The organism is Phycisphaerales bacterium (genome assembly GCA_020852515.1).
Classification (GTDB): Bacteria; Planctomycetota; Phycisphaerae; order Phycisphaerales; family UBA5793; genus UBA5793.
Genome location: JADZAS010000005.1, coordinates 98,844 through 114,076, shown reverse-complemented (window position 1 = coordinate 114,076; position 15,233 = coordinate 98,844). Strand labels below are relative to the sequence as shown.

General features: G+C 67.3%; 13 protein-coding genes. 7 read left to right on the top strand and 6 right to left on the bottom strand.

Annotated elements, in window-relative coordinates; genetic code table 11:
* Positions 1 to 78 precede the first annotated feature (78 nt).
* The 4 genes from IT430_03335 to IT430_03320 all read left to right on the top strand — a co-directional run bounded on the left by IT430_03335 (position 79) and on the right by IT430_03320 (position 4,358).
* On the top strand, positions 79 to 648 hold the full coding sequence (locus IT430_03335) for a sigma-70 family RNA polymerase sigma factor (GenBank protein ID MCC6906952.1): 570 nt from the start codon (positions 79 to 81) through the stop codon (positions 646 to 648).
* Between the two features lie 76 nt (positions 649 to 724).
* A complete protein-coding gene (locus tag IT430_03330; protein ID MCC6906951.1) occupies positions 725 to 1,630 on the top strand; it encodes a hypothetical protein in 906 nt (301 codons plus the stop codon).
* Positions 1,631 to 1,790: 160 nt separating this feature from the next.
* The gene (locus IT430_03325; protein ID MCC6906950.1) at positions 1,791 to 3,377 is read left to right on the top strand and encodes a hypothetical protein; all 1,587 of its coding nucleotides are present in this window, start codon (positions 1,791 to 1,793) and stop codon (positions 3,375 to 3,377) included.
* 129 nt (positions 3,378 to 3,506) lie between these two features.
* A complete protein-coding gene (locus tag IT430_03320) occupies positions 3,507 to 4,358 on the top strand; it encodes a hypothetical protein (protein ID MCC6906949.1) in 852 nt (283 codons plus the stop codon).
* Positions 4,359 to 4,394: 36 nt separating this feature from the next.
* Here IT430_03320 and IT430_03315 read toward each other — a convergent pair whose 3' ends face one another.
* From IT430_03315 to IT430_03300, 4 genes are all read right to left on the bottom strand, one after another.
* Positions 4,395 to 5,240, bottom strand: a complete 846-nt coding sequence (locus tag IT430_03315) for a dienelactone hydrolase family protein (protein ID MCC6906948.1) — start codon at positions 5,238 to 5,240, stop codon at positions 4,395 to 4,397.
* Between the two features lie 33 nt (positions 5,241 to 5,273).
* On the bottom strand, positions 5,274 to 6,836 hold the full coding sequence (locus IT430_03310) for a cysteine--tRNA ligase (protein MCC6906947.1): 1,563 nt from the start codon (positions 6,834 to 6,836) through the stop codon (positions 5,274 to 5,276).
* Positions 6,837 to 6,856: 20 nt separating this feature from the next.
* Positions 6,857 to 7,921 carry an extracellular solute-binding protein gene (locus tag IT430_03305; GenBank protein MCC6906946.1) on the bottom strand — a complete coding sequence of 355 codons (1,065 nt, stop codon included), beginning with the start codon at positions 7,919 to 7,921 and terminating at the stop codon, positions 6,857 to 6,859.
* 94 nt (positions 7,922 to 8,015) lie between these two features.
* Positions 8,016 to 8,261: a hypothetical protein gene (locus IT430_03300; GenBank protein MCC6906945.1), complete on the bottom strand. Its 246-nt coding sequence runs from the start codon at positions 8,259 to 8,261 to the stop codon at positions 8,016 to 8,018.
* Positions 8,262 to 8,463: 202 nt separating this feature from the next.
* Between IT430_03300 and IT430_03295 the strand changes: the two genes are divergently transcribed.
* From IT430_03295 to IT430_03285, 3 genes are all read left to right on the top strand, one after another.
* Positions 8,464 to 10,011 (top strand): glycosyltransferase family 39 protein, encoded by a 1,548-nt coding sequence (locus IT430_03295; protein MCC6906944.1) that lies wholly within the window; start codon positions 8,464 to 8,466, stop codon positions 10,009 to 10,011.
* Between the two features lie 108 nt (positions 10,012 to 10,119).
* Complete coding sequence (locus tag IT430_03290) at positions 10,120 to 11,487, top strand: AAA family ATPase (GenBank protein ID MCC6906943.1); 1,368 nt, start codon at positions 10,120 to 10,122, stop codon at positions 11,485 to 11,487.
* A 28-nt stretch (positions 11,488 to 11,515) separates the two neighbouring features.
* Positions 11,516 to 12,976 (top strand): hypothetical protein, encoded by a 1,461-nt coding sequence (locus tag IT430_03285; GenBank protein MCC6906942.1) that lies wholly within the window; start codon positions 11,516 to 11,518, stop codon positions 12,974 to 12,976.
* A gap of 138 nt (positions 12,977 to 13,114) precedes the next feature.
* Here IT430_03285 and IT430_03280 read toward each other — a convergent pair whose 3' ends face one another.
* Both IT430_03280 and ugpC read right to left on the bottom strand, forming a co-directional pair.
* The gene (locus IT430_03280; protein MCC6906941.1) at positions 13,115 to 13,750 is read right to left on the bottom strand and encodes a hypothetical protein; all 636 of its coding nucleotides are present in this window, start codon (positions 13,748 to 13,750) and stop codon (positions 13,115 to 13,117) included.
* 317 nt (positions 13,751 to 14,067) lie between these two features.
* A complete protein-coding gene (gene ugpC / locus IT430_03275; protein ID MCC6906940.1) occupies positions 14,068 to 15,186 on the bottom strand; it encodes a sn-glycerol-3-phosphate ABC transporter ATP-binding protein UgpC in 1,119 nt (372 codons plus the stop codon).
* Positions 15,187 to 15,233: the final 47 nt, after the last annotated feature.

Here is a 15,233-nt window from a genome sequence, read left to right as displayed (position 1 = left end):
CATTGTAGCGATAGGATGTCATCGGACCGGGGTGCGCGGGCGGTCGCCGCGCACGGGGCTGACGAAAGGGCAGAGCGATTGGATCGGCGCGAATTCGAAGCGCAGGCGCTGGAACATCTCGATGCGGTCTATCGCATGGCGATGCAGCTTTCCCGGCGGCCGGAGGACGCTGCCGACCTGGTTCAGGAAACTTTTCTCAAGGCTCTGCGGGCGTCGGAGCGTTTCGAGCCCAAGGGCGGGGGCATCCGGCCGTGGCTGTTCAAAATTCTCCGTAACGTGTTTTACAGCCGGGTGGTTAGGGAGCAGCGGGGGCCGGCGGCGTCCGAGAATATCCACCAGCACGCCAGCGCCAGCCCGGGTCCGGACGAGTCGAAGCCGGCCTGGGATCTGGCCTCGATGGACTGGGAACACGTGGATGACCGCCTCAAATCGGCCATCAATTCCCTTAACCCGGAGTACCGGGAAGTTCTCCTATTGTGGGGGGTCGAGGGAATGAAGTACAGGGAGATCGCGTTAATCGTGGATGTTCCAATCGGCACCGTGATGAGCCGTCTGTTCCGGGCTCGTGCCGCACTGGTCCAGCAACTCGGTCCGCTGGCAGCCGAAGTTGGCATTCGCGTAGAAGATGACGGGGCCGAAGCCCAGTAATGCCAGCACCGCGTGAGGCGAACATCCGGCAGAGAGCCGGGCTAATGCACCAGACCTCACGCTGACAGGTGTCCCCATGAACCTCTCCGAGACGACCAACCTCCTCCGCCGGGCCGCTGACGACGAACTGACTTCCGAGGAAGTTCAGGCGCTCGAATCGCATCTTGCAGCGCGCCCACAGGACCAGGAGTTCATCGCGTTTGAGCGGCGCCTGCGCGGCGCTGTCGGGCGCGTGATGGGCGATGTCTCGGCGCCGCAGGATGTGCGCGCCGCGGTTCAGGCGCAGGTGGCGCAGCCGGCCCTTCGATTGGCGGGCACGGCGGCAGCGGCGCCTGGGATGCGTCGGGGGGCGCCGCGGCGGCTGTTGGCCCCTTCGGGGCTGGCGGCGGGCTTCGTGCTGCTCGTCGGAGCGGCGGTGGTCATCGGCCTGAGCGGGCGGGCGGACTGGTTCGACTGGTTCCGCGCGCCGCAGATCGACATCAGCACCGACGACGGGTCGCTGGGCTTCCCCATTGACGAACATCGCCGCTGCGAGAGCGACGCCACCTACGCCCGGCAGAAGTTCACGCTGCACGGCCGCGAGCAACTGCAGCAGTATTTCGCCGATGAACTGCAGTGGAACGTCACGCTGCCGGACCTGACCGCTTTCGGATTCGAGTTCGCCGAGGCGGGCAACTGCAGCGTGGGCAGTGGCACGGTCGATTCCGTGCACCTGCGATACACGAACGGGCCGAGCACGCTGAGCGTGTGGATCGAGCACTCCATGCCCTCCGATCTCACCCATTCAGCCGCGATCGTCGAGGGCCGTGCGTACCTCGTGACGCCGACCAATCGCGAGGCGGCGCGCGATGCGCGGGGCGCGTACTACGCCTGGCGCGTCGGCGATTTTGTTTATCGTCTCGTGCCCGCGTCGCTCGATAAGGCGCGCCAGATGGCTGTGGCCATCGGCATGCCCGACGTGCCCGCCGAAGAGATTCACTGAGTAGCCATTTCTCCCGATGAACCGGGCCGGCGCCGCGATGCTCTCGCTGCGCTCTGGTCGCCGCCGAGGCCCGGTGCGCCGGCGCGGCGCTATCATTGATTGACGCAAGCGATCACGCCAGTCTCTGCCCTGGCAGCGGAGGTGAAGCATGCCAGTCGAAATGACCCGAACGTTGCAACGGATGCTCAGCGCAGCCGCGGCGGGCGCCATGCTGTGCCTGGCGCCGATCGCTGCTGCACAGAATGCACTTGGCGACGGCCGCGCGCTGGACGCCAATCTGAGCACGCGCGGCCGCTACAACCAGCCCAAGCAGGGCTTCCTGCTCAATCGCATCAACGAGGCGATCGTGACGGGCACGGCCCCTGGGGGCAAAAGTTTCCGCGGCGACGTGGGCTACACGAGCCCGTTCGCGTTTCGCGGGAGCACCGCCGGGGGGCGTCTCTACGACTTCGAACGCGATTCGTTCTATTCAAACATTGCGCCGCGGCGCGGCGCGCCTCACCAGCCGGGCATGCTCGGCTCGTACCAGATTCCTGATCTCAGGCAGCGCGGCGACTCACCGTATGCGGCCGGGGCGACGGTGCTCACGCCGATGAGCGGCGCGAGCCTGCAGCAGATCGCGCGGGCCCGCTACGGCACGGGGCTGCCTGATTTTGAAGCGAGCGCTTCGGTGCAGCAGTTCCGCCCGAACCGCAGCGCCGCGACCGAATCGCTCGACGCGACGACCGGTTCGGCGGTGGAGCGCCAACTCAGCCCGCTGACGCTCGCGGCGATCAATTCCGTCGATCCGCTGCTCAATCGCACGTCGCTGCTTGCCGCGTCGGCCAGCGGGGCGCTGCGGCCTTCGACGCCGTGGCCGGCGCCTGACAATGAACGCACGGCCACCACTCCGGGCGTGACGCACAATGCTCTGGCCCGCGGCATCGACCGCACGTTCGACGGCGTAGCTTTTGCCGAGGGCTGGACGAACCGCATCGCCGCCCAGTCCGCCGCCTCGCCCAGCGCCGCCGAGCCGCTCCTGGCCGGGCAGGATGCGTACGCTGACTACGTCGCGCGCCTCACCGCGCCGCGCGGGCAACTCCCCGAGCCGGGACAGGCTTACAGCGCCGAGAACATCTCGGGCATGCGCGACTTCTCGCGCGATGTGTTGGGCATCAGCGCTCCAGGCGGCGTCGAGGCGCCAATCCAGCCGCCGGCAAGCCCGCTCGAATCGCTCGATGAGACGCGGCTGAATCAATTGACCCAGCCGCTGCCGCCGATCAAGACGCTCGCGGGCGATAACACGAGCCAGTTCGCTGAGCGCGTGCGGTTGGGGGAGACGGCGCTGAGCGAAGGCCGCTTCTTCGACGCCGAGAGTTGGTTCGACATTGCGCTGTACTACACGCCGCAGCATCCGCTGGCCCTGGCGGGCCGCGCGCATGCGCAACTCGGCTCGGGCAAGTACCGCTCGGCGGCGCTGGGTTTGCGCCGGCTCTTCGAGGCGCACCCGGAACTGATCAACTCGCGCTATGAGAGCAACCTGCTGCCCCCGCCCGAGCGCCTGGATGCGATCGCGGCGGAGTTGGAGCAGATGATCGCCCGGCCGGGCGCGGCGATCGAGTCCGGCCTGCTGCTCGCGTACGTGGGCCACCTGACCGATCGGCCCGAGCTGATCGAGAAGGGCCTGACGGACCTCGCGGCCCGGCAGGAGGATGATGCGCTGGGCCCGGTGCTGCGGCGCATCTGGTTGGCCGAACCGAAGCCGTAGCGTTTGCTCGCGGCTGCACTCAGGGCTCGTAGCAGGCGCTGCGCTTCGCCATTCGACGAGGCCGAATCGCTTCACGACCCGGCGCGGCCGCGCGGTTGCGAGGCGGTTTCGCGGCTACACTGTCGGCCCATGCCCAAAACAGCAGCGAAAACGAAGAAGCGCGGCTCAGCCCCGTCGCGCCGGCGGGCCACCTACACCGCCGCCACCGCCGACAAGCACCATCTCTATGAGCGCGCTGTGCAGAACCCCGAAGCGGAGATCGAGTTCATCGATCGCACCTTCCGCAAGTGGCGCGGCAGATTGCCCTCCGTGCTGCGCGAAGATTTCTGCGGCACGGCGTTCATGGCCTGCACCTGGGTTCGCGGGCGGCGCACCAACCAGTCCATCGGCGTCGATCTCGACCGCCCGACGCTGCAATGGGCCATCGCCAACAACCTCTCCTGGCTCAGCGACGAGGAGCGCACGCGCGTTGAACTCATCTGCGACGACGTCATGAAGGTGCGGGCCAGGCCGGCGGATGTGATCGCCGCGTTCAACTTCAGCTACTTCATCTTCAAATCGCGCGCGATGCTGCTGGATTACTTCAGGGCCGCTCGGCGCGGGCTCAAGGACGACGGACTGTTCTACCTCGACTGCTACGGCGGCTACGAAGCGCAGGACGTCATGGAGGAGCCGCGCAAGTGCGCCGGCTTCACCTACGTCTGGGACCAGGCGCACTTCAACCCCATCACCAGCGAGACGCTCTGCCACATCCACTTCCGCTTTCCCGACGGCACGAAACTGAACAAGGCGTTCAGTTACGACTGGAGACTGTGGTCGATCGCCGAGATCCGAGAACTCCTGGCGGAGGCCGGCTTTGCCCGCAGCACCGTCTACTGGGAAGGCAGCGATGAAGACGGCGAAGGCAACGGCATCTTCCGCCCGAGCACCAAGGGGGAAGTGTGTGCGGGATGGGTGTCGTACCTCATCGCGGAGAAATAGCGCCGCGGCGCGGGGCCGCGCACGAGCGCAGGCCGCTCAGGGCACGAAGTAGGTATCCAACCAGCTGATGATCTCGACGTCCGCCTCGCGGGCGTTGGTCGGGTCGTTGGGGGCGCGCATGAAGTTGTGGCCCTCATCGCTCCAGACGTTGCCTTCGAAGCGGCCGCCCATGCGCTGCAGAATGCCGCGGAATTCTTCGACCCGCTCGGGCGGCACCTCGGTGTCGAGGCGGCCGAAGATCCCCAGGATCGGCTCACGGACCTTCTGCAGCGCTTCGGGCGTGGTGATGAGCGGGCCGTAGCAGATGACCAGCGCTTCGAGGTCCATGTAGCGGGCCAGCGTGAGCGCGTGTCCGCCGCCCTTGCCCCAGCCGATCGCGGCATAGCGACCCACGGGAGTGCGGCCGAGTTGGCGTTCGGCTTCGGCGATGGCTGCGGTGACGTTGTCGAGCACGGGCTGATCGAACGTCTCGCCCGCGAGTTCGGAGAGATCGGGGCAGAGCACGTTGTAGCCCAGCCGCGCATACGCCTCAGCGCGCTGCTGGAGCCAGGCATCCACGTGCTCATCGAGCAGCAGCAGTATGGGCGCGCTGCCGGGGTTGTCGTAGCGCACGAAGTGGCCGAGCATGCGCCGGCCGGAGACGCTGTAGATGAGCGCGACGTGCTGAATCTCGCCGCTGGCGGGCACGGTGTTGCGCGGGTCGGGCAGCAGGACGCTGGGCTTGGGCTCGGCCGGCGCCGCCTCTTCTCCCTCCGGAGCTTCCTTGGGCGGCTTCTTCTGGTTGTTCTTGCAGCCCGGTGCGGCGGCGATCAGGGCCATCATCGCGCACGCGAGCGCGGCCCGTGAAACAAGTTTCGTTTTCAGCAGCAGGTTCAGTGTCATTTCATCGCCTCGAATCTGAGGTGTGCGTTCGGCTCAGCGCGGCCGCTGGGTCCAGATCGTGCCCTGCGGGCCATCCTTGATCTCGATACCCATCGACGCCAGTTCATCGCGGATCGCGTCGGCCCGCTTGAAGTCGCGACCGGCCCGGGCGGCGTTGCGCTCGGCAATCAGGCGCTCGACCTGCGCTGCGTCGATGCTCTCGCCCGTCGGCGCGATGCCGAGGCGATCGAGCAGTGCCGCGTCGGCCTGCTCGGGCAGTTCGAGCACGCCCAGCACGTTGTCGAGGCGGCGCATCATCGCCGCATCGGCGCGCGACGGCTCTGGCGTCTGGCTGATCCACTTGTTTATCGCGCCCAAAGCCCCGGCGATGTTGAGATCGCTGTCCATCGCCTCGCTGAACTCGCGCAGCACCGCCTCGTCGGCCGGGCGGTCCGAGCCGCTCGACTCGCCGCGCTCGACGAAGGCACGCCAGCGCTGGGTCATGCGCTGGGTGTCCTTGAGCCCCTGGAAGGTGAAGTTGGCGTTGGAGCGGTAATGGGTCTTGATGAGTTCGAGCCGGATGGCGGCGGGCCCGTAGCCGCGCGCGAGCAGGTCGCGCACGGTGAAGAACGTGCCCTTGCTCTTACTCATCTTCTGTCCTTCGACGAAGAGATGGCGCGGGTGGAACCAGTGGCGGGCGAAGTGATCAGCGCCGGTGGCGCCGCGGCTCTGGGCGATCTCGCATTCGTGGTGGGGGAAGATGTTGTCCTCGCCGCCGCTGTGCAGGTCGATGGTCGCCTCGCCGCCGCGGGCCAGCAGGTCCAGCGCCATGGCCGAGCATTCGAGATGCCAGCCGGGATAGCCCTCGCCCCACGGACTGGGCCAGCGCATGAGGTGCGTCGGATCGGGCTTCCAGAGCATGAAGTCGGCCGGGTGCTTCTTCACGGCCTGGTTCGCTTCATCGACGCGCCCGCCGGCGCCGCTGCGCAGTTGTTCGAGGGTGTTGCCCGACAGTTGGCCGTACTGCGGGAACGACTGCACGTCGAAGTAGACCACGCCGTCGCTGGCCACGTAGGCGTGCCCGGTGTCGATGAGCTTCTGCGTCAGGGCGATCATCTGCGGCACATACTGCGTGGGGCGCGGCATGATGCTCGGATCGTCAAGTACCTCGCTGGCGACCTTGAGACCCAGCACGCGCGCGTCAGCCAGGAACGCTTCGGCGTAGAACGAGCCGATCGCGTACGGGTCGTCGGGATCGAGACTCACGCCCGGTGGGAGCTTGCCCGCCTTCTTCGATTCGAGCAGGCGCTGGCGGGCGATCTCGAGTTTGTCCGGCCCGCCGCCGTCGGCCGCCTCGTCATCGACCATGTGCCCCACGTCGGTCATGTTCATGACCTGGCGGACCTGGTAGCCGCTGAACTCGAGGTAGCGGCGCAGGACATCCGCGGCGAGGAAGGAGCGGAAGTTGCCGATGTGGGCGAAGTCGTAGACGGTGGGCCCGCAGGAGTAGAACGTGACGCGCGGCGGATGAGCCGGTGCGAAGGCCTGCTCCGAGCGGGTCAGCGTGTTGTAGAGCACCAGAGGCATGCGGCAACGGTACGGGCCGACGACGGGCATCTCCACAGGATGCACGGGTGTCAGCGGTCGCGACTCAGCAGGATGGCGTCCACGGCCTGCATGGCCGCGTCCATCACGGCGGCGGCGTCGGCCGGGTTCACCATCAGCGGGTCGGGCACGACGTAACGCGCATCCGTCGGGAACTCATCCAACTGCTCGCGCGGCAGGATCGGGATGTTGTGCGAGTCGCTCTCGTTGAGCAGCTTCTGGCATTCGCTGCTGAGCAGGTACTCGGCGAAGAGTTGCGCATCGGGGTTGTCGGGCCGGCCGGCCACGAGGCTGACGGTGTTGGGGATGAAAAGCGTGCCGTGCCCGAGCCGGTCGCCGTGGCGCGGATACACGAGCGAGATCCGATGGCTGTTGCGCTGCAGGGCCCAGACGTCATCGGTATCCGTCAGGGCGAGATCGGCCAGGCCCTGCGCGACTTCGCGGGCGGCCTGCGAATTGCCGCTGACGATGCGGATGTCGTTGGCCTTGAGGGCTTCGAGGAACTCGGTGGCCTTGTCCGTGCCCCAGAGCACGAACCACGCAGCGACGTGGCCGCGCGTCGTACCGTAGTTCGGATCGGCCATGACCACGCGGCCTTTGAAGCGCGGGTCGGCCAAGTCGCGCCAGTAGCGCGGCGGGTCTTTGACGCGCTCCGGGTCGTAGGCGACGACGCGCGCGCGGGCGGCCAGGCCGTACCAGCGCCCCTGTGGATCGCGGAAGATCGCCGGCCAGTCGCGCGTGGCATCGCTCTCCCACGCCTGGAGCAGCCCCTCGTCGGCGAGCTTCTGCGTCAGGAACACCTCGCTCGACCAGAACACATCGGCCTGCGGGTTGTCGCGCTCGGCGCGGAGGCGCTCGACGAGGCCGGTGGTCTTGGTGGCCTCGGAGTCGTAGCGCGGCAGCACGAGGACCTCGGGATGCTTTTTCTGGAACGCGGCGAAAATGACCTCCGCGTACTCCTGGTCGGCGCTCGTGTACACCACCACGGTGCGCCGCGAAGGCGGCTGCGTGCACGACGTGATCGCCGCGCCGCACATCCCGATGAGCAGCGCCGCGCGAAGCATGTTCGCCGCCATTCTCGTTTGAAGCAGGGTCACGGCGCTCTCCGTAGATGAATCGAGGCGCGGCGGAAACCGGGCCGTGTTCATGATACGGGATGTGCGATGAGCCGGGCGATGGCGGCGCGATGGATCAGACGATCCAGCCGACGATGGTCAGCAGCCCGATCCAGAAGACGCAGCTCAGGCCGACGACGATTCCTCCCGCGAGCCACGCGGGGAAGAGGTCGATCGGTTCGGGTCCGGGCTGGAAGTCATCGCCGCCGTGGCCTCCGAATCCCGTTCTGACCGCGTCGTGGAGGCAGCCGGAGAATTCGGGCGCGGGGCCGGTCGCCAGGCCGGACATTCGCGCAACGGGTTGGGTGGGAGAGAGATACATGTTGCCCAATTCAATTCGGCGCGATCGGGGCGTCGCTTAAGGTGCTTTCGAAACCGCACTGCCGATAATGGGCGCCGGGCGGAAACCCGGAACGACCTTCCCCGGCTATGCTGCGTTTCATGCCAGTGAGATGAATTTCATCGTGGACCGCGAAAAGCCAGTCAGACGTGGATGGAGCCGCTGGTTTGCAATCGCGGCTGTCTTGATCTGCGCGCTGGTCCCCGCGGCGAGGCTGACCGGACCGAGCGACCTGCACGACCAGACGCAGGAAAAGACCAGCGCTTATACGACTGATCTCGCCCTGCACGCGGGCGACTGGCGGCGGTGGGTGCTGCCGATGCAGCAGGGCGCGTACCCGGCGACGAAGCCGCCGCTGTACAACTGGCTCGCGACGCCGGCGGTGCAACTCACACAGGGCCGATGGGAGTGGCCGCACCATCTGCCCAGTCTGCTGGCGTACGTGGTGGTGTGCGCGTTGTTGTGGAAGCTCGGCGAGCACATCGATCCGAAAGGCCTGACCGGGCCGCTCGCCGCGATGATCCTCGCGTCGAACTACGCGTGGTTCAAACTCAGCGTGCTCGTGCGGCCGGACACGCTGCTGTCGCTCTGGCTCGTGCTGGGCTGGATCGGCGCGACGGTGGTGCTCAGCGGCGCGGCGGGCGCTGCGAAGCGCAACCGGTGGCGGGCGGTGGTCTGGATCGCGTGCGCGCTGGCGGTGCTGACCAAAGGCCCGCCGGCCCTGCTCATTCCGCTGTTCATCGTGGCGCTGGGCTGCTTTACAGCCGAGCCAGGCAGCGGCCCGGCGGCGCGGCTGCGGCGAGCGGGCTGGGCGCTGCGGCAGTGCGGCGCGCACTGGGGCCTGCCGCTCGTGCTGGGCGTTACCGTGGCCTGGCTGGGGCTCGTGTGGTGGGTCAATCCCGATCACCTCTACAACACGCTCATTCGCGAGGAGTTCGTCGATCGCGCGATGGGCACGGGCGATGAGGGCGTGAAGCATGGGCCATGGGATCTGCTGCGAACGGCGCTGAACATGCCGCTCTACTTCGTGACGCGATTCCTGCCGTGGTCGGTCTTTTTCTTTGGCGCGCTCATCGACCTGCGGCGCGGCCGCGGAACGATTCGGGCCGAGGGCACGGCGGTGGATCCGGCGCGCCAATGGATGCGCAGCGGCGTGATTTACACGGTGCTCGTCGTGCTGGCGTTCACACTCTCTGCGGGCAAGCGGGCCGATTACATCGCTTCGGCGTATGTCTCGGCGTCGCTGGTGACGGCGTGGTGCCTGGCGCATCTGGGCTGGAGACTCGCCGCCCGGCAGCCGGCGCTCATCCTCGCCACCGCGGCGCTCACCACGGCAGCGCTCATCGTGCACGAGCGCCTCAACGCGTATGCAGTGAGACATCCACTGTCGGAATCACTCTGGGAGTTTGCCCGCGAGGTTCGGCCGGAGATCGAAGCCCAGCCGCTTCCGCTCGAGTTCTATCGCACGGGCGTGGCGCCGCTGCAGGTGATGCTGCACCGCTCGCAGCCGGTGCTCGCCTCGCCGGCCGAACTGGCCGAGGCGGTTGAAGGCAGGGAGATGGTCTGGCTGATCGTGACCGATCGCGGTCTGGGCGAAGTGCTCGAGCAGGCCCGGCTGCACGGCTGGTCGCTCGACCTGCGGGCGAGTTCGACGCCGGCCAGAGGGAGCGAGGCGGCGGCGCTGGAGATGCGCCTCTACCACGTGAGCCGCCAGCCGGGCAGCGAGCCATAGCGCCGCGAGACGAACTTGAGGATTTCATGCCCGAGGCGGTGAACCTCCGATAAGTCCGACATCGGTCATCATGGTCGTGATCGACGTCTGGGGCTCAAGGGGCTGCGCGTGCGAACCATCGCGATCATCAATCAAAAGGGCGGCTGCGGCAAGACGACCACCGCGATCAACCTCAGCGCCGCCGCAGCGCGCCGGGGCAAGCGAGTGCTGCTGATCGACCTGGACCCGCAGGGGCACTGCGCGCTGGGGCTGTCGGTGCCGGCGACGTCGATCGAGAAGCAGATCGGCGATGCGCTGATGGCCGATCTCAATCGCTCCTTCGACGCCACCGACCTGACGTGGCAGGCGGGGGACAATCTTGATCTCATTCCCAGCTCGGTGCGGCTTGCGGCTCTCGAGGCGGTGAGCGGCGGGCTGTCGCGGCTGCCTGACCGGGACCGGCGCCTGGAGCAACTGCTCCGCTGGGTCGCGCCGCGATATGACCTGTGCGTGCTTGATTGCCCGCCGCACATCGGCCTGCTGACGTTCAATGCGCTGCGGGCCAGCAGCGAGATCATCGTGCCTGTCGAGACAAGTTACTTTGCTCTGCAGGGGGCGGAAAACCAGGTTCGCACCATCGACACGGTGGCGCGGCGCATCGGGCGGTCGCTCTCGGTGGTGCTGCTGCCGACAATGTTCGATGAGGGCGTCCGTCTGTCGCGCGAGATTCTCGAAGAACTCCGGCGGCGCTATGGCCAGAGCGTGGCGCCGATCACGATTCGCTTCTGCGCTTCGCTGCGCGAGGCGGCGAGTTTCGGTCAGCCGATCTTCGAATACGCGCCCGAGTCCACGGGCCGGCAGGATTACGAAGCGCTGGCGCAGTGGGTGGAGGCGTACCGCCCGCCGCGACGCGCGGAGTTTGACGGGATTCCGGTTCATGCGGCCGCTGATGTTTCAGCTCCGGCGGTGGAGACGTGCGTCGGACCCACGTGGCCGCGGCCGAGCGCCGAAGGCGGCAACCGCGCCGCGGAATTGGCGCAGCGGGCCCGCTACCTGCTGCAGCGGCGCTTCGAGACGCAGGCGAGCGAGGCGACGAGTCTTGCCGAGGCCGAGATGCGGCCGGCGTCCATCAGGCCCGCATCCGCAGCGGCGCCGACTCCCGCCGCGGTGGAGTTGGAGCGTCGGCCGGCGGCAACCGGGTGCCGCATCAGGATGGTGTACCGCGCCGCGCACAGTGCCGAGCGCGTTTTCATCGCGGGTGACTTCAATCAGTGGACGCCGCAGGAAACGCCGATGCGATTCAACGAGTCGCAAGGGGAGTTTGAGGCTTGGCTCACGCTGCCGCCGGGGCGTTACCGCTACCGCTTCGTCGTGGATGGGCACTGGATCATCGACCCGGATAATCCGCGCACCGAACCGAGCGCCGCGGGCCAGTTGCACAGCCTGCTTACCGTGGCGGAGGATTCTGCCGCGCCGGCGAGAGACCCGGCGGGATGAGCGGGAGACGACGACGGGCCGGACGATCATGACGAACTCGAACCTGCCATACTCACGCGACGCCTACGACGACCTGGCTGATCTGTTTTTGACTGATCCAGAGGTGGCGCCGCCTCATGCCGAAGTGTCTGACCGGAGTGCGGTCGAGCCGTTGCGTTTTCCCGCGCCGGCGGGAGCACCAAATGAGCCCGGCCGGCCGGTGGGCAAGCCGCGATCGCGCGGGCGGCTGCTCGCCATGATGCGCGTCAACCTGCCGGTGATCGCGGGGCCGTGGCTGGAACAGGCTGCCTCCGTCCTCGCGAGCGAACTCGGCCCGGTGGCGCTGCTGCGCGAGCGAGGCTCGCACGTGATGCTCGATCTCATCGCCGGTCGGGCGGGTCAGCAGGCCGTCGCGGCGCTGCGATCGGACTCGCACCCGGCGACAACGCTGGAGTCGGCAGTGAGGCAACTGCGCGACGTGATGGCGTGCTGGGCCATCGAGGCGCCGACGCCATCGGCATCCGGCGAGGTCGACTGGTCGCAGTTCGACGAGATTGTGCTCCTCACCGGGGCGGACGAAGCGGCAACCGTCGCCGCCTTTGCGCAGGTCAAGTCGCTGCAGGCCGTGGTCGAGGTCATGCCTCGTCTGTGCCTTATTGTGGTTGGCAGCGAGGATGATGCAGCACGGCGAGCGGGCGGCCGCATCGCGCGGGCGTGCGAAGAGTCGCTCGGCTGCGATGTCGAACTGCGGGCGGTGGTGCGTCGCATGCAGCCCGTGCCGATGCGCCATCTCGGGCGGTTCGATCGCCTCCAAGGTAGCGCTGCGGTCATCGCGCGGGTGCTGGCCGAGGCCGGCGCGGCGCCGCGGGCGGCGTCAGTCGCGGCGCCGACTCCGGCACCGGTGGCGGCAAGCGTGCCGCCGGAAGTCGTCCGGGACGCGCCGCCGCGCATCGCGCTGCGGCCGGCGGCGCTGAGAACCGGAGCGGTCGAACCGCGCTCCGGGCGGTCGGCTGAACTGCCTGTAGTTGAGGTTCCATACCCGAACGAACGTGCCGTTGCGTCCGCACGCGAGCGGAATCGAAGTGATGGCGCCACCGAGAGGGCTGGCGCGCCGTCTCAGCCGCACGAGCCGAGCACAGCGCCCGCCGCAACGCTGGTGTCCCTGCTCCCCGACCTGCGGCCGCTGGACGCGAGGTGCCCGCGGGCGCCGGAAGTCGAACTCGCATTCAACCGGCTGGGGCGTCTGCACGCGCTGGTCGAGGATGACGGGGACGTTTCGCTGCACCATCTGATCGCGGCGGGCGACTGGGTGAAAGCGCACGGCTGCCTGCTGGTGAAGTTGGACCCGTGGCTGGCGGCGGCGGGCGGCGACGCGTGCGCCGAGCCGGTGCTGCACCTGTTCACGGCCCAGCCGCGGCAGCGGCGGGTGCTGGCCGAAGGCTCGCTGCGGGTGCACATCCTGGTGCGCGACGAGAGCGGTTGCGTCGTGGCGCATCTCGATTTGAACTGATACGGTCCAAGACACCTGAGCGTCAAAGCGCGCCCGCGTCAAGGGAAGGACGCTTCCGCAAAGGCCAGATCGGGACATGAGAAAAACAAGCGAGCCGCTCCGTCGAGAGCGGCCCGCGCAGGTGGATGTTGAGTTCAATTATTGCCGATTGATGCGGCCGTCGCGGACTTTGATCATTCCGAAAAGCATTCCGCGGCCGGCACGCTCGTTGCTCGTCTCAATCGAGATCGCCTCGATGCCCTGGATGAAGGAGGCGCCGTTGAATTCTGCAACGGAACGCTGATCGAGCGAGATCTGAAGTCGGCCGTCCGCCCGAGCAGCCAGAACGAGCGTGTAGTTGTGGTGTGCTTCCCAAGTCAAGTTGGGCACGGGCTCATACGCGCCGCCGCCCTGGCCGTCCGGGACGAGCACGAAGATGCCGCCGCCTGCCGCGAACTTGACGCGCGTGACGACGCGGTTGTTTGACAGGTTCTTGGGCGTGACGTACCAGCTGACATCCGTTCTGTCGAAGGCGAATTGCATGGTCATCACATAGTCATCCCCGGTCGGCTGAGGAATGCTCGCGAACGTCGGACTGGTGACAAGCGTTTCAAAACCGAACGCCGCGCCACGCGAAACGACACCAACGCCTGTCCGCCGATCCGTCTGACCCCAGCGCATCACGGTGGCGAAGCCGGGAATGGATTGCCAGCCATGCTGTCCATTCAGCTCACCGGCCTCGAATTGGCGTACTGCGTTCGGATGTACGCTGAACGGCTCCTCGTAGTAGATCACGAGCGCTGCGTTGGCCGTAGAGGCCACGAGCGCCACGAGGGCGGCGACGACAGCGGTGATGTGCGAATACCTGATCATCTTGCGTTCTCCACTTCTGTGACTTTGGCGCGCCCCTCTCGACGCGCTGCAACCCCCGATTGAACACGCCGGCGGCGCGTTACCTGAACCCATGCGGATGGCGCATCGGGCGATGGACCGGCCCTTCAGTAGACCCCGCCGCCGCGGAAATGCAAGCCGCAGCGGCAGATTTGCGGCGGATCACGCGCTTTTCCCTGCGTTTTCGGCAGATCCTGCCGCGCCTTACCAGATCATATACGTCAACTCGCCCCGATCCGGTTGCCGAATTCCCCGCGTTCGAAAAGATGGATCCGATCGAGGTCGATTCGTAGGCTCTCGCGGCTTCCCGGCTTAACAGCCGCTGTCGCATCCACGCGGGCGACCAGCCGCCGCCGCGTCGGACTGGCCAGGAACAAGTCCATGCGGTCGCCGAGGGGCTCGACCACCTGCACCTCGAGTTCGATGGCTGCGGCGTGGCCGTTGTCCGCCGCCTTCGTGGCGAGGCTGAACGCTTCGGGCCGCACGCCGAGCACGATCTCCCGCCCGGCGATTCGCTCCGCTGCCGTCCGCAGCCTCTCGGGCAAAGGAATGCGAAGCCCGTCTTTCTCAGCCGCCCACAGCCGCCCCTGCTCGGACTCGATGCGGACGTCGATGAAGTTCATGGGCGGCATCCCCAGGAACCCGGCGACGAACCGGTTGGCGGGCTGGCGATAGACCTCCAGCGGCGTGCCCACCTGCTGAACCACGCCCTGGCTCATGATGACCACCCGGTCGCCCAGCGTCATCGCCTCTTCCTGATCGTGGGTGACGTAGATGGTGGTGGTTCTGAGGCGCTGATGCAGGGCCTTGAGTTCAGCGCGGGTTTCGACGCGCAGTTTGGCGTCGAGATTGGAAAGCGGCTCATCAAAGAGGAAAGCCTTGGGTTCCCGGACGATGGCCCGGCCCACCGCCACGCGCTGCCTCTGGCCGCCCGAGAGTTGGCGGGGTTTGCGGTCGAGCAGGTTTTCGATGCCGAGGATCCTCGCGGTCTCATGCACCTTGTGGTCGATTTCAGCGCGGGGCACTCGCCGGAGTTTGAGCGCAAAGGCCATGTTGCGATGGACCGTCATGTGCGGGTAGAGCGCGTAGTTCTGAAAGACCATGGCGATGTCGCGGTCTTTGGGATGCACGTCGTTGACGACGCGTCCGGCGATGCTGACTGTGCCTGAGGTGATCGATTCCAGGCCGGCGATCATGCGCAGGGTGGTGGACTTGCCGCAACCTGAGGGTCCGACGAGCACGACGAACTCGCCGTCGGCGATGTCGAGGCTGACATCATCCACAGCGCGGACCGGTCCGGGGTAATCCTTGCAGACGTGGCTCAGGACCACTTCGGCCATCGCGCGGTTTCTCCTCGTGCAGCGGCCGCGCGCCGTGATGCGTCGGC